Origin of the sequence: Labilibaculum sp., from assembly GCF_963664555.1 — a bacterium.
GTDB lineage: Bacteria > Bacteroidota > Bacteroidia > Bacteroidales > Marinifilaceae > Labilibaculum.
Window position 1 is genome coordinate 1,907,216 of sequence record NZ_OY761461.1, and the last position, 24,517, is coordinate 1,931,732.

At 34.6% G+C, this 24,517-nt stretch carries 19 protein-coding genes; 11 read left to right on the forward strand and 8 right to left on the reverse strand.

What is annotated here, in order from left to right; all coding sequences use genetic code 11:
• Position 1 precedes the first annotated feature (1 nt).
• The 3 genes from ACKU4N_RS07475 (at position 2) to guaA (ending at position 3,210) form a co-directional block, all read left to right on the forward strand.
• Positions 2-1,249: a C1 family peptidase gene (locus ACKU4N_RS07475; protein WP_321322083.1), complete on the forward strand. Its 1,248-nt coding sequence runs from the start codon at positions 2-4 to the stop codon at positions 1,247-1,249.
• A 52-nt stretch (positions 1,250-1,301) separates the two neighbouring features.
• On the forward strand, positions 1,302-1,565 hold the full coding sequence (locus tag ACKU4N_RS07480) for an SWEET family sugar transporter (RefSeq protein ID WP_321322085.1): 264 nt from the start codon (positions 1,302-1,304) through the stop codon (positions 1,563-1,565).
• Between the two features lie 112 nt (positions 1,566-1,677).
• Positions 1,678-3,210, forward strand: a complete 1,533-nt coding sequence (guaA, locus tag ACKU4N_RS07485; RefSeq protein WP_321322086.1) for a glutamine-hydrolyzing GMP synthase — start codon at positions 1,678-1,680, stop codon at positions 3,208-3,210.
• An 82-nt stretch (positions 3,211-3,292) separates the two neighbouring features.
• On the opposite strand, the gene ACKU4N_RS07490 is transcribed toward guaA, so the two are convergent.
• Positions 3,293-3,967: an Hpt domain-containing protein gene (locus ACKU4N_RS07490; protein ID WP_321322087.1), complete on the reverse strand. Its 675-nt coding sequence runs from the start codon at positions 3,965-3,967 to the stop codon at positions 3,293-3,295.
• Between the two features lie 165 nt (positions 3,968-4,132).
• On the opposite strand from ACKU4N_RS07490, the gene ACKU4N_RS07495 reads away from it, so the two are divergent.
• The 4 genes from ACKU4N_RS07495 to ACKU4N_RS07510 all read left to right on the forward strand — a co-directional run bounded on the left by ACKU4N_RS07495 (position 4,133) and on the right by ACKU4N_RS07510 (position 8,132).
• Positions 4,133-5,746, forward strand: coding sequence for a S41 family peptidase (locus ACKU4N_RS07495; RefSeq protein WP_321322089.1), 1,614 nt, complete (start codon positions 4,133-4,135; stop codon positions 5,744-5,746).
• Between the two features lie 196 nt (positions 5,747-5,942).
• Positions 5,943-7,106 carry a THUMP domain-containing class I SAM-dependent RNA methyltransferase gene (locus ACKU4N_RS07500; protein ID WP_321322091.1) on the forward strand — a complete coding sequence of 388 codons (1,164 nt, stop codon included), beginning with the start codon at positions 5,943-5,945 and terminating at the stop codon, positions 7,104-7,106.
• Between the two features lie 83 nt (positions 7,107-7,189).
• Positions 7,190-7,729 carry a SiaB family protein kinase gene (locus ACKU4N_RS07505; RefSeq protein ID WP_321322093.1) on the forward strand — a complete coding sequence of 180 codons (540 nt, stop codon included), beginning with the start codon at positions 7,190-7,192 and terminating at the stop codon, positions 7,727-7,729.
• Between the two features lie 22 nt (positions 7,730-7,751).
• Complete coding sequence (locus ACKU4N_RS07510) at positions 7,752-8,132, forward strand: DUF1987 domain-containing protein (protein WP_321322095.1); 381 nt, start codon at positions 7,752-7,754, stop codon at positions 8,130-8,132.
• Between the two features lie 71 nt (positions 8,133-8,203).
• Here ACKU4N_RS07510 and ACKU4N_RS07515 read toward each other — a convergent pair whose 3' ends face one another.
• Genes ACKU4N_RS07515 through ACKU4N_RS07525 form a run of 3 tightly spaced genes read right to left on the reverse strand, consistent with a single transcriptional unit; the run spans position 8,204 to position 12,697 of the window.
• Positions 8,204-11,272, reverse strand: a complete 3,069-nt coding sequence (locus ACKU4N_RS07515) for an ATP-binding cassette domain-containing protein (RefSeq protein ID WP_321322097.1) — start codon at positions 11,270-11,272, stop codon at positions 8,204-8,206.
• 50 nt (positions 11,273-11,322) lie between these two features.
• Positions 11,323-11,742 (reverse strand): hypothetical protein, encoded by a 420-nt coding sequence (locus tag ACKU4N_RS07520; protein WP_321322099.1) that lies wholly within the window; start codon positions 11,740-11,742, stop codon positions 11,323-11,325.
• Positions 11,743-11,764: 22 nt separating this feature from the next.
• The gene (locus ACKU4N_RS07525; RefSeq protein ID WP_321322101.1) at positions 11,765-12,697 is read right to left on the reverse strand and encodes a hypothetical protein; all 933 of its coding nucleotides are present in this window, start codon (positions 12,695-12,697) and stop codon (positions 11,765-11,767) included.
• A gap of 255 nt (positions 12,698-12,952) precedes the next feature.
• On the opposite strand from ACKU4N_RS07525, the gene ACKU4N_RS07530 reads away from it, so the two are divergent.
• A complete protein-coding gene (locus ACKU4N_RS07530; RefSeq protein ID WP_321322103.1) occupies positions 12,953-15,109 on the forward strand; it encodes a S9 family peptidase in 2,157 nt (718 codons plus the stop codon).
• A 142-nt stretch (positions 15,110-15,251) separates the two neighbouring features.
• The gene (locus ACKU4N_RS07535) at positions 15,252-16,583 is read left to right on the forward strand and encodes an MATE family efflux transporter (protein WP_321322104.1); all 1,332 of its coding nucleotides are present in this window, start codon (positions 15,252-15,254) and stop codon (positions 16,581-16,583) included.
• A 29-nt stretch (positions 16,584-16,612) separates the two neighbouring features.
• On the opposite strand, the gene ACKU4N_RS07540 is transcribed toward ACKU4N_RS07535, so the two are convergent.
• Both ACKU4N_RS07540 and ACKU4N_RS07545 read right to left on the reverse strand, forming a co-directional pair.
• Complete coding sequence (locus tag ACKU4N_RS07540) at positions 16,613-17,983, reverse strand: hypothetical protein (protein WP_321322106.1); 1,371 nt, start codon at positions 17,981-17,983, stop codon at positions 16,613-16,615.
• Between the two features lie 699 nt (positions 17,984-18,682).
• A complete protein-coding gene (locus ACKU4N_RS07545) occupies positions 18,683-19,138 on the reverse strand; it encodes a hypothetical protein (RefSeq protein WP_321322108.1) in 456 nt (151 codons plus the stop codon).
• A gap of 175 nt (positions 19,139-19,313) precedes the next feature.
• On the opposite strand from ACKU4N_RS07545, the gene ACKU4N_RS07550 reads away from it, so the two are divergent.
• Entirely contained in the window at positions 19,314-19,685 is a 372-nt protein-coding gene (locus ACKU4N_RS07550) for a BlaI/MecI/CopY family transcriptional regulator (RefSeq protein WP_321322110.1), read from the forward strand.
• 1 nt (position 19,686) lies between these two features.
• Positions 19,687-22,095 (forward strand): TonB family protein, encoded by a 2,409-nt coding sequence (locus ACKU4N_RS07555; protein WP_321322112.1) that lies wholly within the window; start codon positions 19,687-19,689, stop codon positions 22,093-22,095.
• A gap of 51 nt (positions 22,096-22,146) precedes the next feature.
• Here the strand turns inward: ACKU4N_RS07555 and ACKU4N_RS07560 are convergent, their stop codons facing one another.
• Complete coding sequence (locus tag ACKU4N_RS07560) at positions 22,147-22,710, reverse strand: DNA-3-methyladenine glycosylase I (protein WP_321322114.1); 564 nt, start codon at positions 22,708-22,710, stop codon at positions 22,147-22,149.
• Positions 22,711-22,936: 226 nt separating this feature from the next.
• Positions 22,937-24,517 carry a M56 family metallopeptidase gene (locus ACKU4N_RS07565; RefSeq protein WP_321322116.1) on the reverse strand — a complete coding sequence of 527 codons (1,581 nt, stop codon included), beginning with the start codon at positions 24,515-24,517 and terminating at the stop codon, positions 22,937-22,939.

The window sequence follows — 24,517 nt, forward strand, 5'->3', positions numbered from 1 at the left end:
AATGAAGCGATTACTATTTATTGGTTTGGTTTTTGCCCTTTGCACATCAGCAATGGGACAGCAAAAGCAGGATAAATCGAAATTTCAGGAATACAAGCCTGGTTATTATCAAAATTCGATTCTGAAGGACATTCGTAATGTGGATGAGCAATTGGAAAGTAAAGATTTAGACAAAAAATTCTTTATGGATCAAAGTTCTTACGAACTGCCCAACAAAATATCTTTGTATAAAGACAATACGGAATGGGCACAACCTTCTCTTTCGCAGGGAAATACTGGAACTTGCTGGTGTTTTTCCACCACTTCATTTTATGAATCTGAAGTGTATCGTTTACACAAAAAAGAAGTGAAAATTTCAGAACTGTATACAGTGTATTGGGAGTATGTTGAAAAAGCACGTCGTTTTATTCAGGAAAGAGGGAATTCTCATTTTGAAGAAGGAGCTGAAGGTAATTCTGTTGCCCGGATGTGGAAAGAGTACGGAGCTTGCCCTCAGAGTGAATTTACGGGTTTGCTAAATGGTCGTAAATTCCATACTCACGAGAAGATGTATAAGGAAATGATGGCTTTTTTGAATGGATTAAAGCAAAGTAATGCATGGAACGAGGAGGAAGCTCTTTCAACGATCAAATCGATCATGAATCATTATTTAGGGACACCTCCATCAAAATTTATGGTTGAGGGAAAGGTGTACACACCACAAACTTATCTTGCTGATTATCTGAAATTGAATATGGATGATTATGTAGAAATTCTTTCGTACAAACAAGAGCCTTATTGGGAACAGGTTGAATATAAAGTGCCTGATAATTGGTGGCACTCTAAAGAGTATTACAACGTTCCTTTAGATGATTATATGAATGCAGTAAAAAAAGCTGTTCGCAGTGGTTATACAATGAGTATTGGCGGCGATGTTTCCGAGGCAGGATTTTTGAGAACAACAAATTGTGCTATGGTTCCATCATTTGATATTCCATCAGAGTACATTAATGAAGATGCACGTCAGTTCCGTTTTTCGAACGGTTCTACTACCGATGATCATGGTATGCATTTGGTTGGTTATTATGTAGATAAGGCTGGAAAAGATTGGTATCTGATTAAAGATTCAAGTTCCGGATCGAGAAATATTGATGAAAACTCCGATGAGTTTGGGTACTATTTCTTTCATGAAGATTACGTAAAACTAAAAATGATGGGATTTACAGTTCATAAAGATGCAGTAAAAGACCTCTTGAAAAAATTTAAATAAACAGACTAAGCCCCTGATCTTTTGGTTAGGGGTTTGTTTTTAACTCATCTGAATGATGGAAATGACATTAATATCTATTTTAGGATTTGCAGCAGCATTTTGTACCACGGTATCTTTTGTTCCTCAGGCAATTCGCATTATTAAAACCAAACATACCAAAGATATATCATTGGCAATGTATTCGCTGTTTAATATAGGAATACTGTTATGGTTGCTTTATGGAATTGTGATTGTTTCCTGGCCAATGATTCTTGCGAATGCAGTAACCCTGCTGCTTACCTTAATAATATTGTATTTGAAAATTAGGTATAAGTAATCGTTTTTGAATCATTTTCAATTTCTATATTTGGTGTTCTTCAAGTCACAAATTTGTATATCTTTGTACGCCAAATAGGATTGCTGAACAACCCCTCAATTTATAGATTTTTATGCAGGAAAAAATTCTGATTTTAGATTTTGGCTCACAATATACACAATTGATTGCCAGACGAGTACGTGAATTAAACGTTTATTGTGAAATTCATCCTTTTAATAATCCTCCGGTTATCGACGAATCGATTAAAGGAGTTATTCTTTCTGGAAGCCCGTTTTCGGTTCGAGACAAAAAAGCTCCAATTCCAAATTTATCGGAAATTAAAGGCAAACTTCCACTTCTAGGTGTTTGTTATGGTGCGCAGCATTTAGCTCACTGTTTTGGTGGGGAAGTCATGGCTTCTAATAAACGAGAATATGGACGTGCCAATCTTACTTTTGTTGAGAATAGCAACGAATTATTGAAAGGCATTAGTTTGAATTCGCAGGTGTGGATGTCGCATGGTGACACCATTGAGAAAATGCCTTTAACTTTTAAAGTAATTGCAAGCACTTCAGATGTAGAGAATGCAGCATTTAAGATTGAAGGTGAAACAACCTACGGAATTCAGTTTCATCCTGAAGTGTATCACACAACTGAAGGAAGTATTCTGCTGAAGAATTATATCGTAGATATTTGTGGTTGTCATCAGAACTGGACACCTGATGCATTTGTTGAAACAACGGTTGCTGAATTAAAAGCAAAGCTGGGTGATGACAGAGTAATTCTTGGCTTATCGGGAGGTGTTGATTCAACAGTAGCTGCAATGTTAGTGCACAAAGCTATCGGGAAAAATCTGTATTGTATTTTTGTTGATAATGGTTTGTTGCGCAAGAATGAGTTCACCGACGTATTAAAAAAATATGAAAGCCTGGGATTGAATGTGATTGGTGTTGATGCTGGAGAGAAATTTATTTCTGCTTTGGCTGGAGTAACCGATCCTGAAACGAAACGAAAAATAATAGGTAATGCCTTTATTGAGGTTTTCGATGAAGAATCTCACAAGGTTGAAAATGCCAAGTGGTTAGGGCAAGGTACTATTTATCCTGATGTTATCGAATCCGTATCTGTAAATGGAGGTCCGTCCCAAACCATTAAGTCTCATCATAATGTTGGTGGATTACCTGATTTTATGAAATTAAAGGTGGTGGAACCTTTGAAGTTGCTTTTTAAAGATGAGGTTCGAAGAGTAGGACGAAGTATGGGTCTTGAAGATAAATTTATTAGTCGTCACCCATTTCCAGGTCCAGGTTTAGGCATTCGAATTTTAGGCGATATAACAGCAGAAAAAGTCCGAATTCTTCAGGAGGTTGATCATATCTTTATCTCAGGATTGGTAGAAGATGGATTGTATGATGAAGTTTGGCAGGCAGGAGCGATGTTATTGCCGGTTCAGTCTGTTGGTGTAATGGGAGATGAGAGAACTTATGAAAGTGTAGTCGCATTGAGAGCTGTTGGTTCTACCGACGGAATGACAGCAGACTGGTCACATTTACCTTATGAATTTCTTGCGAAAATTTCAAATAAGATTATTAACGGAGTGAAAGGCGTAAACCGGGTTGTTTATGACATCAGTTCAAAACCACCGGCAACTATTGAGTGGGAATAAAAATGCCACAGTAATTACTGAAACAAATAAATGCAGCGCAATATCTTCTATAGAAGGTATTGCGTTTTATTTTAAAGAAATGTTAGGATCTGAATTGATCTTGTTTGTCAAGATAAAACTTGTGGGCGTTTTCAATATCAGTAATTAATTGATCTAATTTTTGAAGAGATAATTCCTGATCGTTATCCAAAATATGCTTCTCCAATTCAATAATGGTGGTTTTTGCTACTTCCATGGAAAAATTTGCCAATACTCCTTTTAGTTTGTGAGCAGCATCCTTTGCAAGTTTAAATTCTCCTTTATTTAAAGGAGTTTGGATATCATTAATTCGGGATTCCCAGATTTCAAAAAACTTTTCGATTACGGTTTGAATAAATTCACGATTGTTGTCTACTCGTTTAAAAAGATCGTTGAAATTAATAATAACGTCTTTTTTATCACCTCTTTTTATATCTCTTGGCAGATCTATTAGCTTTATTATCAGTGATTTTAAATTTAGATTTTCTGGAAAGAAAAGTATTTCATTGTCTTTGCAAAGCTGCTCTTCTTCAGGATTAGTGGTAATAATAAGAAGCTTATTATTTTTTGGAGCAGTATTTGTACAGTAGTTTTTTACAGATTCAACAGATTGATTTAATTCAATGGCATTTTGGTCATCTAACTGATATTTTGAGATAATTAAATCAAAATTTTCTTCGATGATTAATTCAACAGCTTCCTGTCCTGTGTTACAATTTTTAAAATTTATCTGATTCATTGAATCAAGATTCAATGAATTATGAAAACCAATTAAAAGTATGTTTGGTTTATGTTTCATATTTGTATTTTACAATACCTGTATTTCTTATAAAAATTGTATCTTTCGGTGACTTTTGTAATATGAAATCAATTTGCGCAAAATTTATTAAAAAGCATAATTTATATGAGGAGTAAGAAATTATTTTTGAGGAACGTGGTTTCTATCTGTTTAGTCGGCCTGTTTATTTATGTGGGTGGACTTAAGGCTCAATCAGTAAAGAATCAAGCGATAAAATATCAAAATTTGTTGGCATTAATCGATGCATTCTATGTTGATACGGTTAGTCTTGAGCGATTAACGGAGGATGCAATTGTAAAAGTGTTGGCTGAATTGGATCCGCATTCCGTTTATATCAGCAAAGATGAGATTCAGGAAATGAATGAACCCCTGCAGGGAAGTTTTAGCGGAATTGGCATTCAATTTAATATTTTGAGAGATACACTAATGGTAGTTGCAACCATTCCTGGTGGTCCGTCAGAAAAGGTTGGTTTGCGTGCCGGCGATCGGATAATAAAAATTGATAACGAAAATGTTGCTGCTGTAGGATTAAAAAACAACGATGTTCGTAAAAGTCTGCGGGGTGATAAAGGTACAATTGTTAGTCTTGTAGTAAAGAGAAAAAGAGAAAAAGAATTGATCGATTTTGTAATAACAAGAGATAATATTCCAATCCATAGTTTGGATGCCTCTTACATGATTAACAATCAAATTGGTTACATCAAGCTTAATCGATTTGCGGCAACAACTTCTGAAGAATTCCTGGAAGCTTTAATTAAATTAAAGGCTGAAAATATGAAGGATATGATTCTTGATTTAAGAGGTAATGGCGGCGGTTATATGCAGGCTGCAATCGAGATTGTTGATCAATTATTCGAAGCTGATCAATTAATCGTTTATACTCAAGGCTTAACAAATCCAAGAAGGGAAAACATATCTACTGCCAAAGGTATTTTTAAAGATGGAAAAGTTGTTGTGCTTCTTGATGAAGGATCTGCATCAGCATCCGAGATTGTAGCAGGGGCAATTCAGGATTGGGACAGAGGATTAATTCTTGGCCGAAGATCTTTTGGGAAAGGTTTGGTACAACGTCAGTTTCCATTGTCCGATGGATCTATGATTCGTCTTACAACAGCTCACTATTATACTCCAACAGGAAGATGTATTCAGAAGTCGTATGAAAATGGTTTAGAAGATTATCATTTGGATATATTGAACAGATATAAATCCGGGGAAATGATCAGTGCAGACAGCATACATTTTCCAGATTCTTTAAAGTATAATACATTAGTGAAAAAGAGAACCGTTTATGGAGGAGGAGGTATTATGCCCGATATTTTCATACCTATTGATACAACGGCTAATTTTAAATATTTCAATTTGTTGGTCCGTAAAAATGTAGTTTATCCTTTTGTTGTGAATTATATGGATCGGAATCTGAAGAAGTTGAGAAATAAATATACAAACTTTGAAGATTTTGATAAAAACTTTGATGTCAGTGAAGAGATGCTTCAAGAGATCGTTTCTATGGGAGAAAAAGAGGGGATCGAGAAAAATGAAGAGGATTATCTTGCCGTTGTTGATGATTTGAAGCTTCATGTAAAAGCGCTCCTGGCAAGGGATTTATGGGAGAGTTCGGAGTATTATAAGGTCGTAAATAAGAAGAATGATTTTATACTAAAAGCGGTAGAGGTTTTGAGTAAACCTAAGGTTTATCAGAAAGAATTAGCAAATGAATAAGTAATGATACTAAGCCGAAAATTGAACTTTCGGCTTTTTTTATTAATATCTTCCCGAAAACCTATGTTTTTAAGAGCTAAAGATTAATTTTGTAGCCGAAATGCGGATCGAAAGCTTTGGTTTTTGAAATGAATAAGGAATTGTTTTTCTTGTAACCGTTATTTGAAATAATTAAAAGACATTAAAAAAGATAGTTTTGAAAACAGACTCGGGTAAATTCAGATTAATTGCAAAAACCTTTCAAGGTTTAGAGGAAGTATTGTTTCATGAATTGGAGCAATTAGGTGCAGAAGAGATTAGAATCTTAAAGCGAGCCGTGAGCTTTGTTGGAGATAAAAGCTTAATTTATAAAGCGAATCTTCATTTAAGAACAGCAACCCGAGTTCTTAAACCAATACATAAATTTAATGCCAAGGATACAGATGAGTTGTACAAAGGAATTCAGGAGATAGACTGGAGCGAGTATATTACACATCGTGAAACAATTGCGATTGACAGTACCGTAAGTTCCGAAGATTTCAAACACTCTAAGTTTGTAACCTACCGTGTAAAAGATGCTATTGTTGATCAATTTTTCGATAAAATTGGAGATCGTCCCAATGTTCGGGTGGTTAATCCAACCTTAAGAATTAATATTCACATCGATAAAAATACCTGTACTGTTTCTCTTGATAGCTCGGGAGAATCATTACACAAGCGAGGATATCGTGTTGCAGAAACGGCAGCTCCCCTTAATGAAGTTATGGCTGCAGGTATGATTCTACTATCTGATTGGGATAAAAAAATGAATTTTATTGATCCTATGTGTGGTTCGGGTACGCTTTTAATCGAAGCCGCTCTTATTGCATACAATATTCCTCCTGGATTGTATCGTAAAGAATTTGCTTTTCAAAAATGGAAAGAATACGACGAAGATATGTGGGAAGATATTTATAACGAAGAAACTGAAGTGGAGTTCGAAGGGAAAATAATGGGCTCAGACATTTCTGATAAAGCAGTGGAGATTGCAGAAGCAAATATTAGAAATGCAGGCTTGCGTAGAAAAATTGATTTGAAAATTACTCCATTCCAACAGTTTATTCCTCCAGCAGAAAAAGGTTTAATGATTACAAATCCACCTTATGGCGAGAGATTGAAGATCAAAGATTTGGAAGGATTGTATTCTATGATTGGAGAGCGTTTAAAGCATAATTTTGCCGGATATGATGCATGGATATTGAGTTACTCTGAAGAGTGTTTTCACAGCATTGGATTGCGTCCTTCCCGAAAAATAACTCTATTCAACGGTCCATTAGAATGTAAATTTCAAAAATATTCAATGTTTGATGGAAAAAAGAGCGATAAATATAAAAAGAATTAATCTTGAAAATTGATTCTGGATCTCTATCAGCTCAACGATATTTTATTATATTTGTCTAGCAAGTAACAATAATTATATTACATATGAACTTTGATTTAAACCAATGGTATTCTGAAAAAATAGATGAAGATGCTATTTTTGACTATATGGGTAGGATTGAAGATGAGGATGTTACTGGTATTTTACAGTCGATAGAACAAATTTTGAAAGATCGAAATGAAGCACCTAAGCTTTTCAAGAAAATTTTTAACGTATTGGTTGAACTGGTTCAGAATTTGCACCATCATGGGGAGGTTCCTTCTGATTTAGATGTTGCTTATGAAAAATTTGGTGTTTTAATTTTACGTGATGAAGGGAATCAGTACAGAATTTGTGCAGGGAATTTTATTAAAATTGATGGATTAAGACTTATTCGGGATAGAATTGATCAAATTAATACTTTGTCTTCGACAGAAACTCAAAGCTTATATAGGATTATATTGAGAAATGACCAATTCTCCGAAAAAGGTGGTGGCGGACTAGGAATGGTTGACATTGCAAGAAAGAGTGGCAATAATATGGAGTATCAGTTTTTTCAATACAACCCTAATTTTTTGTTTCTTGCTATAGATGTAATTATTTAATAACAATCAAAAATAAATTTTCATGAATTCACTTATTATAGAAGGCAGCCCTAAAACACCAAACATAAATTTTGATGGAGATAAAGGTTCCTTTCTTATTTCCGGACGATCAATTCCAGAGAATTCCTTAGATTTTTATAAGCCAATTATTGAGTGGCTTGATACATATATTAGCGAACCAAAGCAAGCAACGATTGTAAATATCAGACTTGAGTATTTTAATACCAGCTCTTCGAAATGCTTGCTGGATGTCTTTAAAAAGCTTGAAATTATATTTAAGCGCGGGCAAAAGGTTGGAATTAACTGGTATTATGAAGCGGATGATGAAGATATGTTGGAAGCTGGTGAAGATTATCAGTCTATTGTTAAGATTCCATTTACAATGATAGAAGAAGAAGAATAGTATATTTAAAGATATAAAAAACCGCAAGTGAAAACTTGCGGTTTTTTTGTGAGTTTGAGTCAGCCAAAAATTTACCGCACGAATTTTTTCTTGTTAAATTTTTGATCAAAAACACCGAGGAGTTTCTTAAATAAACTATAATACAGAATAATATAAAGTGAAAATGTCGACAGCCAGATAACGATGATATTTACCCAGTAAGTGTCAAAATATTGTCCAAATACTCTTTTTTGAGGAGCATAAAAGTGTGCTTTAATGAAACGTCCTTCAGGGTTTCTGTAAATAGGATCAATTTTTTGAAACAATTTCCCTTTGTATTCAATAATTCGTTCTATGTCGTTTGAGTTTTTAACAAACTCAGTAAGTCCATCATTCGTGTATGATTTTTTCATGTTCACAAATGCCTGCTTGTCTAAAAATCCTTTTTGTAAATCGGTTAAGTGTTCATCTTTTTTGCGATTCGAGACATTGTATAAATTGATGTAGTATCGGTTCAATTTAGTAAAATACTCCCTCGTAGCTTTAATAACGTCGGCGTTTATATTTTCAGGGTTGAGTTGATCTAAATTGTCAAATGGAATTGCAATTTTATCAAGATCTTCTATCGAAAGTTCATTACGAAGGAGGAGTAAATTTTCGGCAAGTTCTTTCTTTTTATCTGGTAATTTGAGATATCGTTCACTGGTATTTAATTTGTTCTTAAGTATGGGCAACCAATAATTTTTCCGATAATCTGCTTTACTCATTAGCTTTTCGTAGACGTAAAAGTTAGCCATGTATTTGTTGTCTTTGTATTGTTTTACAGCTAAAGCTTCATAAGCCCAACGGGCAGTTATTATTTCACCATACCAGGGAATATTATTTGGTGTTGAAATGTTTGGATTAAGTTTATCGAACTTTACAATTATACCACTTAAAATTAGCTGAGGTATTAAGATAAAAGGAATTAAAATGTAAATGGTAATAACAGTTTTAAAACTGTCAGAGATTATTAAACCAAGCATATTCGCAAAGCACCAGGCACTGAACAGAGCAAGCCAATATTCAAAAAACATTCCTTTAATTTCCAGAATAGAATTACCTATTATCGTAAATAAAAAGGCTTGAAAGGCGGATATAGAGAACAGAATAACAATTTTTGAAAGTAGATAACTAAACTTGCTTAAGTTTAAAAAACGTTCCCTTTTGAGAATCTTCCGATCTTTTATAATTTCCTCAGCACTAAGAGTTAATCCAATAAATAGGGCAACAATTACCGACATGAAAAGATAAACGGGAAGGTTGCTGTTGTTACTAAATGTATAACCTAAATCATTGGCAACATCAATATTGTAAAATTTAATAATATAACTCAAAAGAAATGCCAACAATGGCGTCTCAAATAAATTAATAAATAAGTATTGGCGGTTGGCCAGTTTGGAAATTACATCCCTTTTTACAAAAACACTGAATTGTTTAAAGATATTTGGAATTTTGAATGTTACCGGAGGAAGTTCTGTTGTATTTTCAATGGACTTATTTACAGCAACATATTCTTGATATTTTTTATGCCATTGAATTGGAGATACCTTCCTTACCTGCGTAGGATTACCATATTCATCCAATACCTCAGATTCTATAATATTGAAAATCTGGTCAGCATCAACATTACCGCATGATGAGCATTCACTTTCTGTGCGGTTTGCCCGCATTGTTTGCGATTTGAAATAGGTTATTGCATCAAGAGGATTCCCGTTAAAAATTAGATAGCCACCCGTATCGAGAATTAACAGGCGATCGAACATTTTAAATATATCCGAAGACGGTTGATGTATTACAACAAAAATCAATTTCCCTTTTAATGCTAAATTTTTAAGAAGATCCATAATTTTTGCTGAATCTCTCGATGATAAACCTGAAGTTGGTTCATCAAGAAATAATACTGAGGGTTCACGAATCAATTCCAAAGCAATATTTAATCGCTTTCGCTGTCCGCCGCTGATTTTTTTATCCAATGGATTTCCCACCTTAAGATTTCGGGCATCGTACAATCCTAAATCTTTAAGTAAGTTCAATACAATTCTAATTAGTTGAAAAGTGCTGTATTTATCGAAGCATAATTTGGCATTGAAATATAGGTTTTCGAAAACGGTAAGCGATTCTATCAATAGGTCATCTTGCGAAACATGACCAACAACACCTTCCAGTTGGTATTTATCTGTTACAATATTGTATCCATTAATTTTGACAGTTCCATAACTCGGATTTTCAGACCCATTTAAAACATTTAAAAGCGTTGTTTTACCAGCACCACTTGATCCAATAATACCAACCATTTTTCCTGATTCTTCCTTGAAAGAAAGATCATGAATACCAATATTATTTTCTTTAAACCGGTATTCAATATTTTTTGCTTCGAATACAACCCTTTTGTGTTCGTGATCGCGATGAAAAGTAGTCGCTATATCACTGAAATAGATTGGATCAATTTTAGGATTTCGGATGGATGAACCTTGGGTTAAAAGATGCACTCTATCTGGATTTAGATTCTGCCCGTTCATGATAAGTTCTTCAATTCCCTTGAATCGCAACACGAACATGTCTACTCGTTTCAGACGAAGAATTTTAATTTCACCAACTAATCCCTCTGAGTAATAATGTTCTCCTACTTCGAATACTTTATTTTCATTACTAACGGTAAGTAAACGTTCTGATCGGGTGATTTCATCGAAATCATTTAGAATAAAATTCTTTAGCCGGTCATAACCTCCGGAAGGAAGGTTAAACGTTTCTGCAACAGTTTCAACAAAGGCGAATTCCTGATCACTAATTTCTTCTTCCGATTTTAGGAATTCCAACAATTGAATGAGAACGATAACTTTCTGACGGACAACTAGTTCTTCATTTATTTCGGTGCATATCCGAAGAACTCTTACAGAGCTTGCTGAAGTGTATTTTTTAATTTTTGTAGTTCGGGTAGTACGTTTTTTATTGGCCTCATAGTGCTGATCGTATAAGCTAATATACTCCTCAGCAGTTTCTTGATCAAGTTGTTGCTTGAGATATCTGGAAACCATTCTCCGCCTCTCAATTGCAGAACTTTTTGGGTGAGCAATGATTGCAAATAATTGCATTAAAGCCTTAAGAATTCTTTCACTCATAGAATGTGAGAGTTAGTGGTATGTTGTCGGGAGGAAGAAATGAACGGATATTATTGTTTAAATCCGATCAAAAGAAGTACAAATCCGGATGTTACTTCTTTCTGATTTAATTTGGCTTCAATGGTACAATTTATAGAGTTGGTAAATTGAAAATCCCAATACGGCGAGTTTTGATGATCCTTATTAGAAAAAAGCAAATGATTTTCCTCATCGTAAATTGAGAAAATTACATTTTTTTCCATTTTACCAGTGGCTCCTACAATTCGGTAATAGTTGTTGGCATAAAAGGTTGTGTGAAATTCTGCAACTTCACCACCCGATAACAGGGCTTTGTATTGTTGACCATCTGATATAAATTCAGGCTCCAGATATTTTATGCAGTTTTGTAATGTTACATCCGATTGTGCATTGGAGTGAAAGCTAAGGCCTGTAAATAATAATAAAAGAAAAAGGGTATAGAAGCGATTCATAAGTCGGTTTTTTATAATTGGATTACTTGATGATGTAGTTACGAATAACACTTACTTTATCAGTAATTGAATTTAATTGTTTTTTATTCATTACCAATTCAGATTTACTTTTTACAATTGTTAGTTTGTTTTTAGCATCAGTAATTGGAGGAACATATGTGTATTTATCTTCTATTTCATCAAATGTGTAAGCTAAATCGATCAATCGATCAACCAGAAAGTAGAAGTCTTTAGATTCATTGGAGTAGGGGACCAAAAGTTTTATTAAATTATCAAGAGGTCTTTTTTGTTCAGAAATCCGGGTGATTAATTCTTTGTTTGGATTCGTTTTGATTTGTTGAGTTATAATATAGAGCGATTCTACCCAACCACCTGCTAAAATTAAAGCTCCGGTACTTTCTCTATCGTTGGCTTTTAAATAATTATCTATTTTACGATAGGTTGTACTTACGATAACGAGTAATGAGTCTCTATTTTCAATGTTTTTCTCAATGCGTTCAATCGTAGGTTTATCCATCGCATTGTATAAACCAATTTCCTGGGAAATGATTTTTAAAACTGCAAAATAACTGGCTGCATCCTGAGTTTGACGATAGATGTTAATGTATCCTAAATCAGATCCGTAAATGCCGAAATTTACAGCTTTGCTAAAATTCTCAACATAGTCGCTTGCTTTACTTGTCGTATGCAATAAATCTTTATTGTAAGGAATTCCTGATTGTTCAAGAAGTAGTGAGATTTGATATGGTGATGGCAGACTGAAGAGAATATTGTTGTATTTGAAAATATTTGTAGACTGATTTATATCTTCCATAATGGAAGCTTCTGTAGCGATCTCGTCAGTGGTAACATTACTTTCAGTATTATTTTGACGTAAAATAAAAAATGTTGCTATTGCAGCAATAGAGATTAAAATAAGAAATTTAATACTGTTTGGTATTTTGTTCTTTGGCATCTTGTATAACTTAAAATTTATTAAGCCAATTTAGAAAGAATAAACTACTTCTCAAAGCCGAGTGTATGCTACACTGCTGATTCGTTCTGTGAATTTACTATTGATTGAGTTTTTCGATCTTACTTTGGATTTTGTTCAAAGTAATTGGTGATTGTCTCGTTTAATTATTCTTTCATTATTACTCTATTTCTGCTAAAAAGGATACATTTGGAGACGAAATTTTTGAAAAGAAATATAACAACAACAAAAAACACTATGAAAAGAGTATTCCTTTTAACCTATTTACTAATCATTTGTGCCCTTTTTACAGCTGCAGATGCTCAAACAAAAAAACTGAGTATGGAAGACGCTATTTTGGGACAATGGGGTAAATTTTACCCTGAAAACATATCACAATTGTCGTGGAAGGGTGAGACGAACCTGATATCTTACGTTTCAAATAATGAAATCATGGTGGCCGAACCAGAAGAAGTGGCTAAAGCTATTTTTACATTATCGGATTTAAATGTGATATTAAAATTGGCAGGAAGTAAAGAATTAAGCAGATTTCCACAGTTTTCATGGATAAGTAATGATGTGATTCAATACCAAACCCAAGGTGGTTTTATTCAAATTGATTTACTTAACAGAAAATTGGTATTAAAATTGGAAATTGGTACCAAGGCTGAAAATGCAGAATTTTGTGCAATTAATTCTTCGGTTGCATATACCATTGAAAATAACTTGTACATCTGCCGGGGAGATAAAGATATGTTTGCAGTAACTTCTGATGAGGATAAGAATTTTGTTAATGGTCAGACAGTGAGCCGAAGCGAATATGGTATTCAGGATGGGATTTTTTGGGGACCAAAAGGAGAGTATTTGGCTTTTTATCATAAAGATGAAAGTAATGTTGCCACATTTCCACTGGTAGATATCAGTACACGAACTGGAGATTTGAAGGAAATTAAATATCCTATGGCTGGCATGGGCAGTGAAAGAGTAAGTTTGGGGGTTTACAATCTGAAAGAGAAATTGACAGTGTATATTCAACCTGATGATTTCGGAACGGATCAATATTTGACAAATATCACTTGGGGTGCAGATGGAAAATTCATTTATATTCAGGTTTTGAACCGTGCTTCGGATCATGCCAAATTGAATAAATACGAAGCTGCAACAGGTAAATTTGTAAAAACATTATTCGAAGAAAAAGATGATCGTTGGGTAGAACCTTCCCACGAATTGATTTTCTTAAAAAACAATCCAAATCAATTTGTTTATCAGACCAATAACCGCGATGGTTTTAATCATGCCTATCTGTATGATACTGAAGGGAAATTAATCAAACAATTGACATCAGGAGATTGGGAAATTACTGAGATTTTGGGTTTCGATAAATCAGAGAGGAATATGTTTTTTGTATCAACGGAAGTGAATCCGACTGAAAGACATGCGTATAAAATGAATTTAAAAACGGGCAAGCGTACTCGATTAACGGCAGAGGAAGGAACTCATACAGTTCAGCCAAGTGCCGATGGTAAATTCATTATTGATAATTACAGCAGTTTAAATGTGCCGCGAAAAGTTCAAATTGCCGATACAAAAGGCAAAGTGATTGCGGAAATGGTGAATGCTGAAAATAAGCTGGCTGATTATGATTTGGGGGAAATCTCTTTGGGTACAATAAAATCGGCAGATGAAAAAACTGATTTGTATTACAGGATGGTAAAACCTGCAGATTTTGATCCAAATAAAAAATATCCAGTGGTGGTCTACGTTTACGGCGGACCACATGCACAATTGGTAACTAATAATTGGTTAGGTGGTTCTCGTTTGTGGGAGCAGTATATGGCTCAGAATGGTTATTTAATCTATGTTTTGGATAATAGAGGATCGGCAAATCGCGGAAAAGAGTTTGAAGCTGTTATTCACCGTCAGTGTGGACAACCCGAGATGGCGGATCAAATGAAGGGTGTTGAGTTTTTGAAATCATTGCCATATGTTGATGTTGATCGTATTGGCGTTCATGGCTGGAGTTATGGTGGTTTTATGACCATTTCGTTGATCACAAATTATCCTGATGTATTTAAAGTTGCTGTAGCTGGGGGACCGGTAATTGATTGGAAATGGTACGAAGTGATGTATGGAGAGAGATATATGGATACTCCGGAAGAGAATCCGGAAGGATATGCTATGACTTCCTTACTTGCAAAAGCAAAAGATCTGAAAGGGAAACTATTGATCTGTCAGGGAGCAATTGATAATACCGTGTTATGGCAGCATAGTTTGAATTTTATTTGGGAATGTATTAAAAACAATATTCAGGTTGATTATTTCCCATATCCTCGTGCAGAGCACAATGTGCGTGGGCGTGATCGTATTCATTTAAAACAAAAGGTGAGTAATTATTTTGATGACTATTTGAAATAAGAGACGATAGTTGGCTATAAAAATAAATAAATCGTCATTCCAATTTCGATATTTTTCGGCAATTTTGGGGTGACGGTTTTTTTGTTTCCAAGCTGTTGCTTATAATGATTTTAAGTGTGCATACATTAAATAAAATATCAATTTGAAAACGCAAATCAATTACAGAAGTATTTGGATAATAGCTTATCCTATTATTTTAGGAAGTGTAGCGCAGAATATTATTGCTCTAACCGATACCGCATTTTTGGGTCACCTAAGTGAAACTGCTTTGGGGGCTGCAGCTATTGCAACAATATTTTATTTTGCAATTGTGATGCTTGCCTGGGGGTTTGGATTGGGAGCTCAAATTGTTATTGCCAGAAGAGTGGGGGAAGGAAATCTTAAACTTGTTGGTAAAACTTTTGATCATGCTTTGTATTTTCTATTGATTTTGGCCGTATTGCTGGTCGTTTTTATGGAGTTACAAGCTCCGCCCATTTTGAAGGCTATTGTGAAATCGAATGCAATATATGATGCCAGTATGGATTATATTTCTTATCGGGCGTGGGGAATCTTATTTGCATGTGTAAATCTATTGTTTAGAGCTTTTTATATTGGAATAGCAAAAACAAAAATAATTGGATGGAGTACCGTCTTTATGGCAATTATTAATATCTTTTTTGATTATGTACTGATATTTGGGGAGTGGGGATTTCCTGAAATGGGTATAAAAGGTGCAGCCATTGCCTCGGTAATTGCCGAGTTTTGTGTTATGGTCGTTTTTATTTTGTATACTCTTAGAAAAGTTCCTGTTAAAACCTATGATTTATTTGGTTTTGCAAAAGTTGACTGGGAACTCTATTCGCGGCTGATTAGAGTATCTTTTCCTATGATGATTCAGAATTTTTTAGCCTTGTCATGTTGGTTTGTTTTCTTTTTAATGGTAGAAAGAATGGGAGAGAGAGAGCTGGCAATTTCAAATATTATAAGAAGTATTTATGTTTTGATGATGGTGCCGGTTTGGTCTTTTGCATCAGCAGCTAATACTTTGGTAAGTCAGGTTATTGGGGAAGGACATTCGGATGAGGTTATGCGGGTTATTTGGAGGACAATCAAGTTATCTTTTCTTTCGGTTTTGGTCTTAGTTGGTGTCTGTGTCATTAATCCCGAATTAATAATTTCAATCTATACCGAAGAGGTAAGCTTAATTGCTGAGACGAAACCAGTTTTGTATGTGATTTTTGGAGCCGCGTTAATTTTCCCAATTGGAGTGACTCTTTTTCATGGTGTTTCAGGAACTGGAAATACTTTTCATGCAATGTTGCTCGAAATTTCGGTTTTGGTTTGTTATTTAGGCGGAGTATATCTTTTAATAGCTGTTTTAAAAGCACCAATTTCAGGGGTGTGGACTTCGGAATATTTTTATGGCGGTTTTCTTGGTTTGAGTTCATGGCTGTACCTGAAATTTACCAATTGGAAAGAAAATAAGATTTAATTTTTTCGCAGATAAGAAATTACTAATAACTATTCAAAAGGAATTACCTCGGGCTGAGTGACCCTAAAGTTGTTGAATTTAGGTCTTTCTTCCCCGGATAATTGATATTCGAATTGATTAAAATCGGAAGGTGCTTTTGGATAAAAAGCAAGGCGTAGTTGTATGGTTTTAAATACTAAATTTTCGTTGCGCAAACGAATACCAAATCCCACACCATAATAGAATTTTTCTCTAAGAATATTCTTGTTGTTGCTGCCAATAAATCCCATGTCGGCAAAGGTGTAAAATGCAAAACGAAAGCCACCTAAAGTATAAGGTGTAAAGGCAACAGTTTCCAGATTAAGAACTAATTTCTGAGTTCCTATTACATCTTCTTTTGAAAAACCTCGTATTCCTGTATCAGTAATTAAGCTTATGAATTCTTCTGGAAACCTTCTTATTCCAAGTGTATATTGCAAATCGGCAAAATTACGAAGACGAAGAGGTCCGAGATTACGAATGCGACTGAAGAATTTTGTTTGACCGAGTAAAACACCTTGTTCAAACCTTTTTGAATTAAAATAACCTCCAAGTGCAACACGATTAAAGAAATACGTTCTGCTTTTATTAAGGTAAATTGCCTTTTGAAAATCCAGGCCCAAATAATTTCGATGTGAGAATTCCCGATCTTCGTAACCCATAGTTATTTGTGCCAGAGAACCATATGGAATATCCTCGGTTCGGCCAAAGTTATAAATAAGATTACTCTTGTAGTATTGAATTTGACTTAGGCTTAAACTGGCCAGATAATGGGTATTGTTATGGAAAAATTGATTTAAAGTTGGACCAACTTCAGGTCTTTCGAAGAATTCACGACTTGCAATTCTTCCTGCTAGATATAATTTTTTTCGGGCAAATTGATTTCTTGATTTAATCTTATAAGATCGCCCAAACCAAATATTTCCATAATTAAAATCCAAAGGTATTTCGTTAATGATCGGATCATCCTTTTGAATTTCGTCGGATCTCATGGTTTGAGAGAGTGTAAAACCTCCCGCATATTTAGTGTTGTAGGTTGCGAAACTTCGGTCTAAATCTATTTGAACGACCGTTTTTTCATAGGTATTTTGGTAGGTGAAGGTTGCATCTATATATGATCTTCTGATATTTCTAATTTTATATCTCCCTGTGTAGCCATATTTCTGATCTTTGTTTGAATCAAATTCAAAACTATTGCTGAATTCATGTCCCAAGCCATATAGATTTCGATTGTATATTTCAAAATCGGTTGAGGTAAGAGATCCTACTTTCATATTTGCTCCCCACGAAAACTGATCTTTTACCCACAATTGAAGATCGACTAATGTATGGGAACCTAAAACAGGAATAACTCTAAAATAGGCATCTTTAACATATGACAATTCACGAATAAGCCGTTCGTTATCGGCAAGATTGTATGGATCTACCGCATCACCTTCGTTTATTCGTAACAGTTTGCGTAAATGATTTCTTCGACTGGAATTATGAAGTTTGTTTCCGGTTGTTTCTATCCAAGTGGTGGCAACTTGAGTTGTATCATATAATGTAGGACCAAATGGTTCTAAAACCCGAACAGAAATGTTTCGTATCGTTTTACCTTGGTACTGTACAAAAGCGGTTTCACTACGTTCTGTTTTTAATGTATCTGTTGGATTTAGTTTATCGGGTGAGACAAAAAATAAATTGTATAATTCCTTGGTAAATTTACGTTTTCCGGCACCTTGCTGCAGAGAATTGTAAAATTTGGATCCACTCTTCGAATTGTTTTTAAAATGTGTTTCACTTACGGTATCTAATAGAAAAACAATCGTATCTCTCGAAATGATAAAGGTGCTGTCCTGTAATTTGGAATGTTGTTTTTTTTCAATAAGAGTATCTTTTCGCGAAATCCTTTGCCCATTTGCATGGAGAAGATTTCCTATCGAAAGAATAAGAATCAGACAATATGTACCTATTTTACGAATGAGTCCAAATTTTAATTACAAAGAGGATGATCTTTTCCCAAAGATATATAAATTGTAATTTGATTTATGCGTACCAAAGCACAAGAATCATACCTTAATAGGTCTGAAATAGTTAAGTCATTTTAATTCGTTGATAGATATCAATTTTTTTTTGAGCTGATTTATACTTTCCTCAGTCCATTTCCATTTGCCTTCTTTTCTTATTTCACCCGCTAAAAATTTTCCTTTAAAAAGTTCAATAGTCTCTACCGCACTTCCAAAACCAAATCGTTTCAATCCCATTTTAAAAACAATCTTATCATATCTGATCTTTTGTTTTCCACGCAAAAAAATCAAATAGTAGTACGATAGGCTCATTTCACTTTCATTATCATCAAACTCAATTTTGTAGATGATTCGGTTTCTTTTAAGAAGTAACAACAGCACGTACATACATAGCACAGTAGTTAAATAAACCACGTTTATGCCCACAAAAAACAGGATAATGACTAGTAGAAGTGCCAGTAGAGAAAGCTCTTTTTTTATTCTTTTTCCCAGAGGGTATTCAATAGGGTCTAATTCAAATTTTTCCATTGCTTATTTTTTGCATAGTTAGCAAAATAGCACACAGTAATCAAGATGAAATGAATAATAATCAAATGCTCTTTACACTAATTTGCTTTATCTACTAAAGTTTTAGTAATAAAATTTGTCTACTAAAAAATTAGTACTAAGTTTGTAGTAGATTAATCTAAAAGTAAATATTGATATGAAGGAGTTGACCAAAGCAGAAGAGCAGGTGATGCAAATTGTGTGGGATTTAAAAGAAACTAATGTAAGAGATGCCATAGCTTGTTTTCCGGATTCTAAACCTGCTTATACAACGGTGGCGACTGTAATGAATGCCTTAGAGAAAAAGGGATTTGTGAATAAAATCGCTCAGGGAAAATCTCATGTGTTCTCTGTTAAGATACCAAAAGAAGATTATTCTGGATACAAGGCAGGAGCATTGGTAACGAATTATTTTAATGGTTCATTTTCGAGAATGGCTTCTTTTTTTGCCAAGGATAACAAATTAAGTATTCAGGAATTGGAAGAGATGATTGAAATTGCTAAACGTGAAATAAACAAAGAGAAGTGATATGGGATCAATGACGGATTACTTACTACAGTCATCGGCTGTTCTGATTTTGTTTTATCTGATTTACATTTTGATATTGCGAAACGAACGATTCTTCGCAGAAATTCGTTTTTACCTGTTGGGAAGTGCTTTTTTAGCCCTAATTCTGCCTCTATTAAAGTTTTCTTACTCGATTACTGTTGAATCAGAATTTGTAAATAATGCGATGGGAGATGTATTTGCAGAGACAATTACCGGTGAAGCAATTATGCCTGTAAAATCCTTAATTTCCAAGGAAGAGATACTACTCTTAATTTATCTGGTTGTATGCACAATTTTATTTGTAAGAAGTGTTTTAAAAGTTCTCCAGATAAGACAATTAATAAAAGCGGGAGAGTATCAAATTGTTGATGAACAGAAGGTAATTCTATTGGATCAATCCATACCTGCTTTTACTTTTTTCGGATACATTGTAATGAACAGAGAGGAGTTTAGCGACAAGTCTTTGAATAATATATTTGCGCATGAAAAAGTACATGCTCAGCAAAAGCATTGGATCGATCTGCTGTTTGTTGAACTGTTGACCATCGTATTATGGTTCAACCCTTTTGTATGGCTTTATCAGGTTGCGGTAAAACAAACGCATGAACTTTTGGCTGATGATGGAGTAATAGCGCGCGGCTTTAACATCGGACAATATCAGGCAATTTTAATGAACCAAATTATGGGTACTGAGGTTTTAGGTTTAGCCAATAACTTTAACTATTCCATTACTAAAAAACGTATGATTATGATGTCGAAAGAAAAAAGCCCGCTAAATAGGCGCTATAAATTATTGATTGTTATCCCGGTAGTATTTGCTGTTTTGTTATTCAATCTGCAAATAGTAGAAGTGCAGGCACAGGAAAAGAAAGTGGAAAAAGTTGTGGATGCAATGCCAGTTTCAGGTAAAGCGCCAAAATTTGCAGTTAATCCTGAAAGAAAGGATACCACTTATGTTACAGTTGATCAAATGCCGGAGTATCCTGGAGGATCACTTGCTTTGCAAAAATACATTGCTGAATCGGTGAAATATCCTCAAGATGCCAAGCAAAAAGGCATTAGCGGAAGAGTATTTGTGACTTTTGTTGTAAATAAAGAGGGTGAAGTAGATCAAGCCCGTGTTGTTCGTGGAGTCGATCCTTCTTTGGATGCAGAAGCTCTTCGAGTGATGAATTCAATTCCTAAATGGACACCTGGTTATGAAAAAGGAAAAGCTGTTAATGTTACTTATACCGTGCCGATTAATTTTAGTTTAAAAGATGATAAGAAGAAAGATGAAGTAAGTGTTGATGGAAGGGTAAATAGTAGCCAAATGGATGGTGTTGCTCCTCAATTTCCAGGAGGGGATTTGGAATTACAGAAATTTATAGCAAGAACTATAAAGTATCCGGTGGAAGCTCAGGAAAAAGGCGAAACGGGTAGAGTATTTGTTACATTTATTATAAATAAATTGGGTGCTGTTGAAAATGTTTGCACTGCAAAAAGTGTCTCACCTTCTTTAGATGCTGAAGCTATTCGTGTGATTAAAACTTTACCTAATTGGATTCCAGGAACCAAAGATGGGGAATCTGTCAATGTTACCTACACACTTCCGATTAATTTTGATTTGAAAAATAATCAAGGCCAAATTATTGTAGATATGCCTAAAAAGGAAAAGCAAAAGTACAAAGGCGAAGATGTTTACGTTATAGTGGAAAAAATGCCGGAGTATCCTGGAGGATCACTTGCTTTGCAAAAATATATTGCTGCATCTGTAAAATATCCTCAAGATGCCCGACAAAAAGACATCAGCGGAAGAGTATTTGTGACATTTATCGTAAGTAAAGAAGGTGATGTTGTGCAAGCCCGTGTTGTTCGTGGAGTAGATCCTTCTTTAGATGCAGAAGCTCTTCGAGTGATGAATTCAATTCCTAAGTGGACACCTGGTTATGAAAAAGGAAAAGCAGTACATGTTTCTTATACAGTTCCGATTAATTTTAGTTTAGAAGATGATAAAAAGAAAGAAGTAGAGCAGAATCGAAAAACAGATTTGGATTCAAAGATTGAGCCTAAAAAAGAGGAATTCCTTTATAGTGACGAGCCTGTTTTTGTAATTGTAGAGGAGATGCCAGAGTACCCGGGGGGAGCTTTGAAATTAAAAGAGTTCTTTGCTGGTGAAGTGTCTAAATTGGATACTAACTATATAATTGGCAAGAGATGTTTTATTACCTTCTTGGTAACAAAAGAAGGATTGGTTGCAAATGCTCATGTTGTAAGAGGGACAGGTGATAAAGACGTTGATGCAAAAGCATTGGAGATTGTTAATAGTTCTCCAAAATGGAAGCCCGGTAAACAAAAAGGGCAAGCAGTAAATGTATCGTATACTGTACCAATTAATTTCGGAGCATAAGTTAGTTTTTAAAAAGAATTGCCCCCTGACTTCCGTCAGGGGCAATTCTTTTTACACTTCTTTGTAGCGAAAGCAATCCGTAGTATGATCGTTTACCATTCCGGTTGCCTGCATAAAAGCATAACAAATGGTTGGACCAACAAATTTGAAACCTCTCTTTTTTAAATCTTTGCTCATGGCATCCGATTCGGGTGTAGAGACAGGAACTTCAGATAGACTTGCCCAATGATTCTGAATGGTTTTTCCATCCGTAAAGCTCCATATATATTTGTCGAAACTGCCGAATTCTTCTTGAACCTCAAGAAATGCCTTAGCATTTTTTATAGCAGAAATAATTTTCAGTTTGTTTCGAATAATGCCTTCATTTTGAAGTAATTCATCTACTTTATTCTGAGTATAATTCACAATAATATTTGGATCGAAATTATCGAAAGCTTTGCGGTAGTTTTCTCGCTTTCGTAAAATGGTAATCCAACTTAAACCAGCTTGTGCTCCTTCCAAAATAAGAAATTCAAACAGCATCTTATCATCGTGCAAGGGTGCTCCCCACTTGTTATCGTGATAATCGCAATACAATGGATCGTCGCCAGCCCATTTGCATCTTGTTACAGTCATTGTTGTCAATTTTAAGTTTTCCGTTAAATATATAAAAGATAGTTTAGACTTATAAGTTGCCACCAGGCTTTAGTTAGTGGCTTTCAATAATGGTAGGAATAAATAAAATGAGTAATGATTTGCCACCATAGTTTCCCATTAATTTTTCTCATGATTTTCTTTTAGGTGGATGCAAAACAAAAAGAGACACCATTATTTGGCATCTCTTTTCAACTTTATTTGTTTTTTAAAATTCTAATTCCATCGCAAAATTGACAGGAACAGCTTTTCCTCGTTGTGATCCAGGTTTCCAATTTTCCATTTCGCCTGCAATTTTTGTGGCAGCTTTTGCAGTTATATCGTTGCTTTTGGTAAGGATCTGAATATTGGTTACTTCCCCTTTTTCATTTATGGTAAAACCAACAGTTGCTTTTCCTTCAAGTTTTTTGCCCTCAAAAAAGAGTTTGTTCTTTTGTTTTTGCACGTACTTTTCTAATCCGTATAATCCTTGATTGTATTGTGGCATATCCTCTACAATAATAAAAACAGGTTCATCCGATTTTGAAAATTCTTCAGGAGCTGGTGGTGGAGGTGGAGGTACATCTCTGTCTGAAGACAATGTATTGGTGTTAATTTTAATTCCAATGACTTCTTTTTCCAGTTGAAGATTTAAAGTTTGTTCTTTCAATTGTGGATTTATTTTCATTACGGCCGTTTTGTAGCCTACATACGAAACAACAATTTCACTTTTTGCAGATTTGGGTACATTCAGTTCAAACATTCCCTTTTTATCTGCAACAGCACCTGTTGTTGTTCCTTTTATAATTACTGATGCACCTGTAAGCACAGTTCCATCTTCATTCCGAACAGATCCACGAACTTTAATGGTCTCTTTATTTATCGGAATAGCAGAAATATTTTCTGTTGCAGGATCAGTTACCGTAGTTTTGTATTCTGGTTCGGCAAAAGCCACCAGAAGAATAGCCAGTACAGGAATTCCCCATACCATTCGAAACAATTTGCGTTTCGCTGTTTTCTCTTTCGTCATCATTTTAAATCGGGTTGGGCCTTGGGCAGAACTAAAGTGATTGGCTAATCCAATTACCTGAGTGCCCATTAGCTGGTTAATTAATAATGCCTGATACCTGACAGGTGAATGGCCCCGGGTTAATACACCTTCGTCAGCCAGGTATTCATGGTTTTGTTTAATTGCTCGTTCAAATAACCATATAAACGGATTGAACCAGAAAAACACTGTTAACAGCTCTATAATGAACAGATCGATCCAATGACGCTCTTGAATGTGCACTTTTTCATGAGTTAAAATGTCGTTGATTTCGTCTTGTTTAAAATATTTAGGATTGATTAATATGCGATTGAAAAATGAGAAGGGAGTATTGTAAATCTCATTCTCATAAATCAAACAATTATTGATTTTTTTAGGTGTTGATTTGGCTATAATTTGCAATGGCTTTCTGCATTGAATTACTATTCTTAGCAACACAATTGCCATTCCTGTAAAGTAAATCAGATGCAAAATACTTGAAAAAGATATGTTGTTATTCGAGTTGATATCTGAAGTTTCACTTGAGATATTGTTATTAAAAACACCACTGAATTCGTTGAATGTTTCTTTTGCCGTTGTTTGAACTGTTACCTGATATTGAATAGGTATAAGTGCAACAATAACCGAGATCATTAGGCTGATCAGTAAAAAGTAACGGTTGGCTTTAAAATGAGTTGAATTTCTCAATTGTAACCAATACAAGGTGAATAAAACTGCCATACTCACCGATGCCCGAAATAAGAATTCAAACAATGCTTCCAT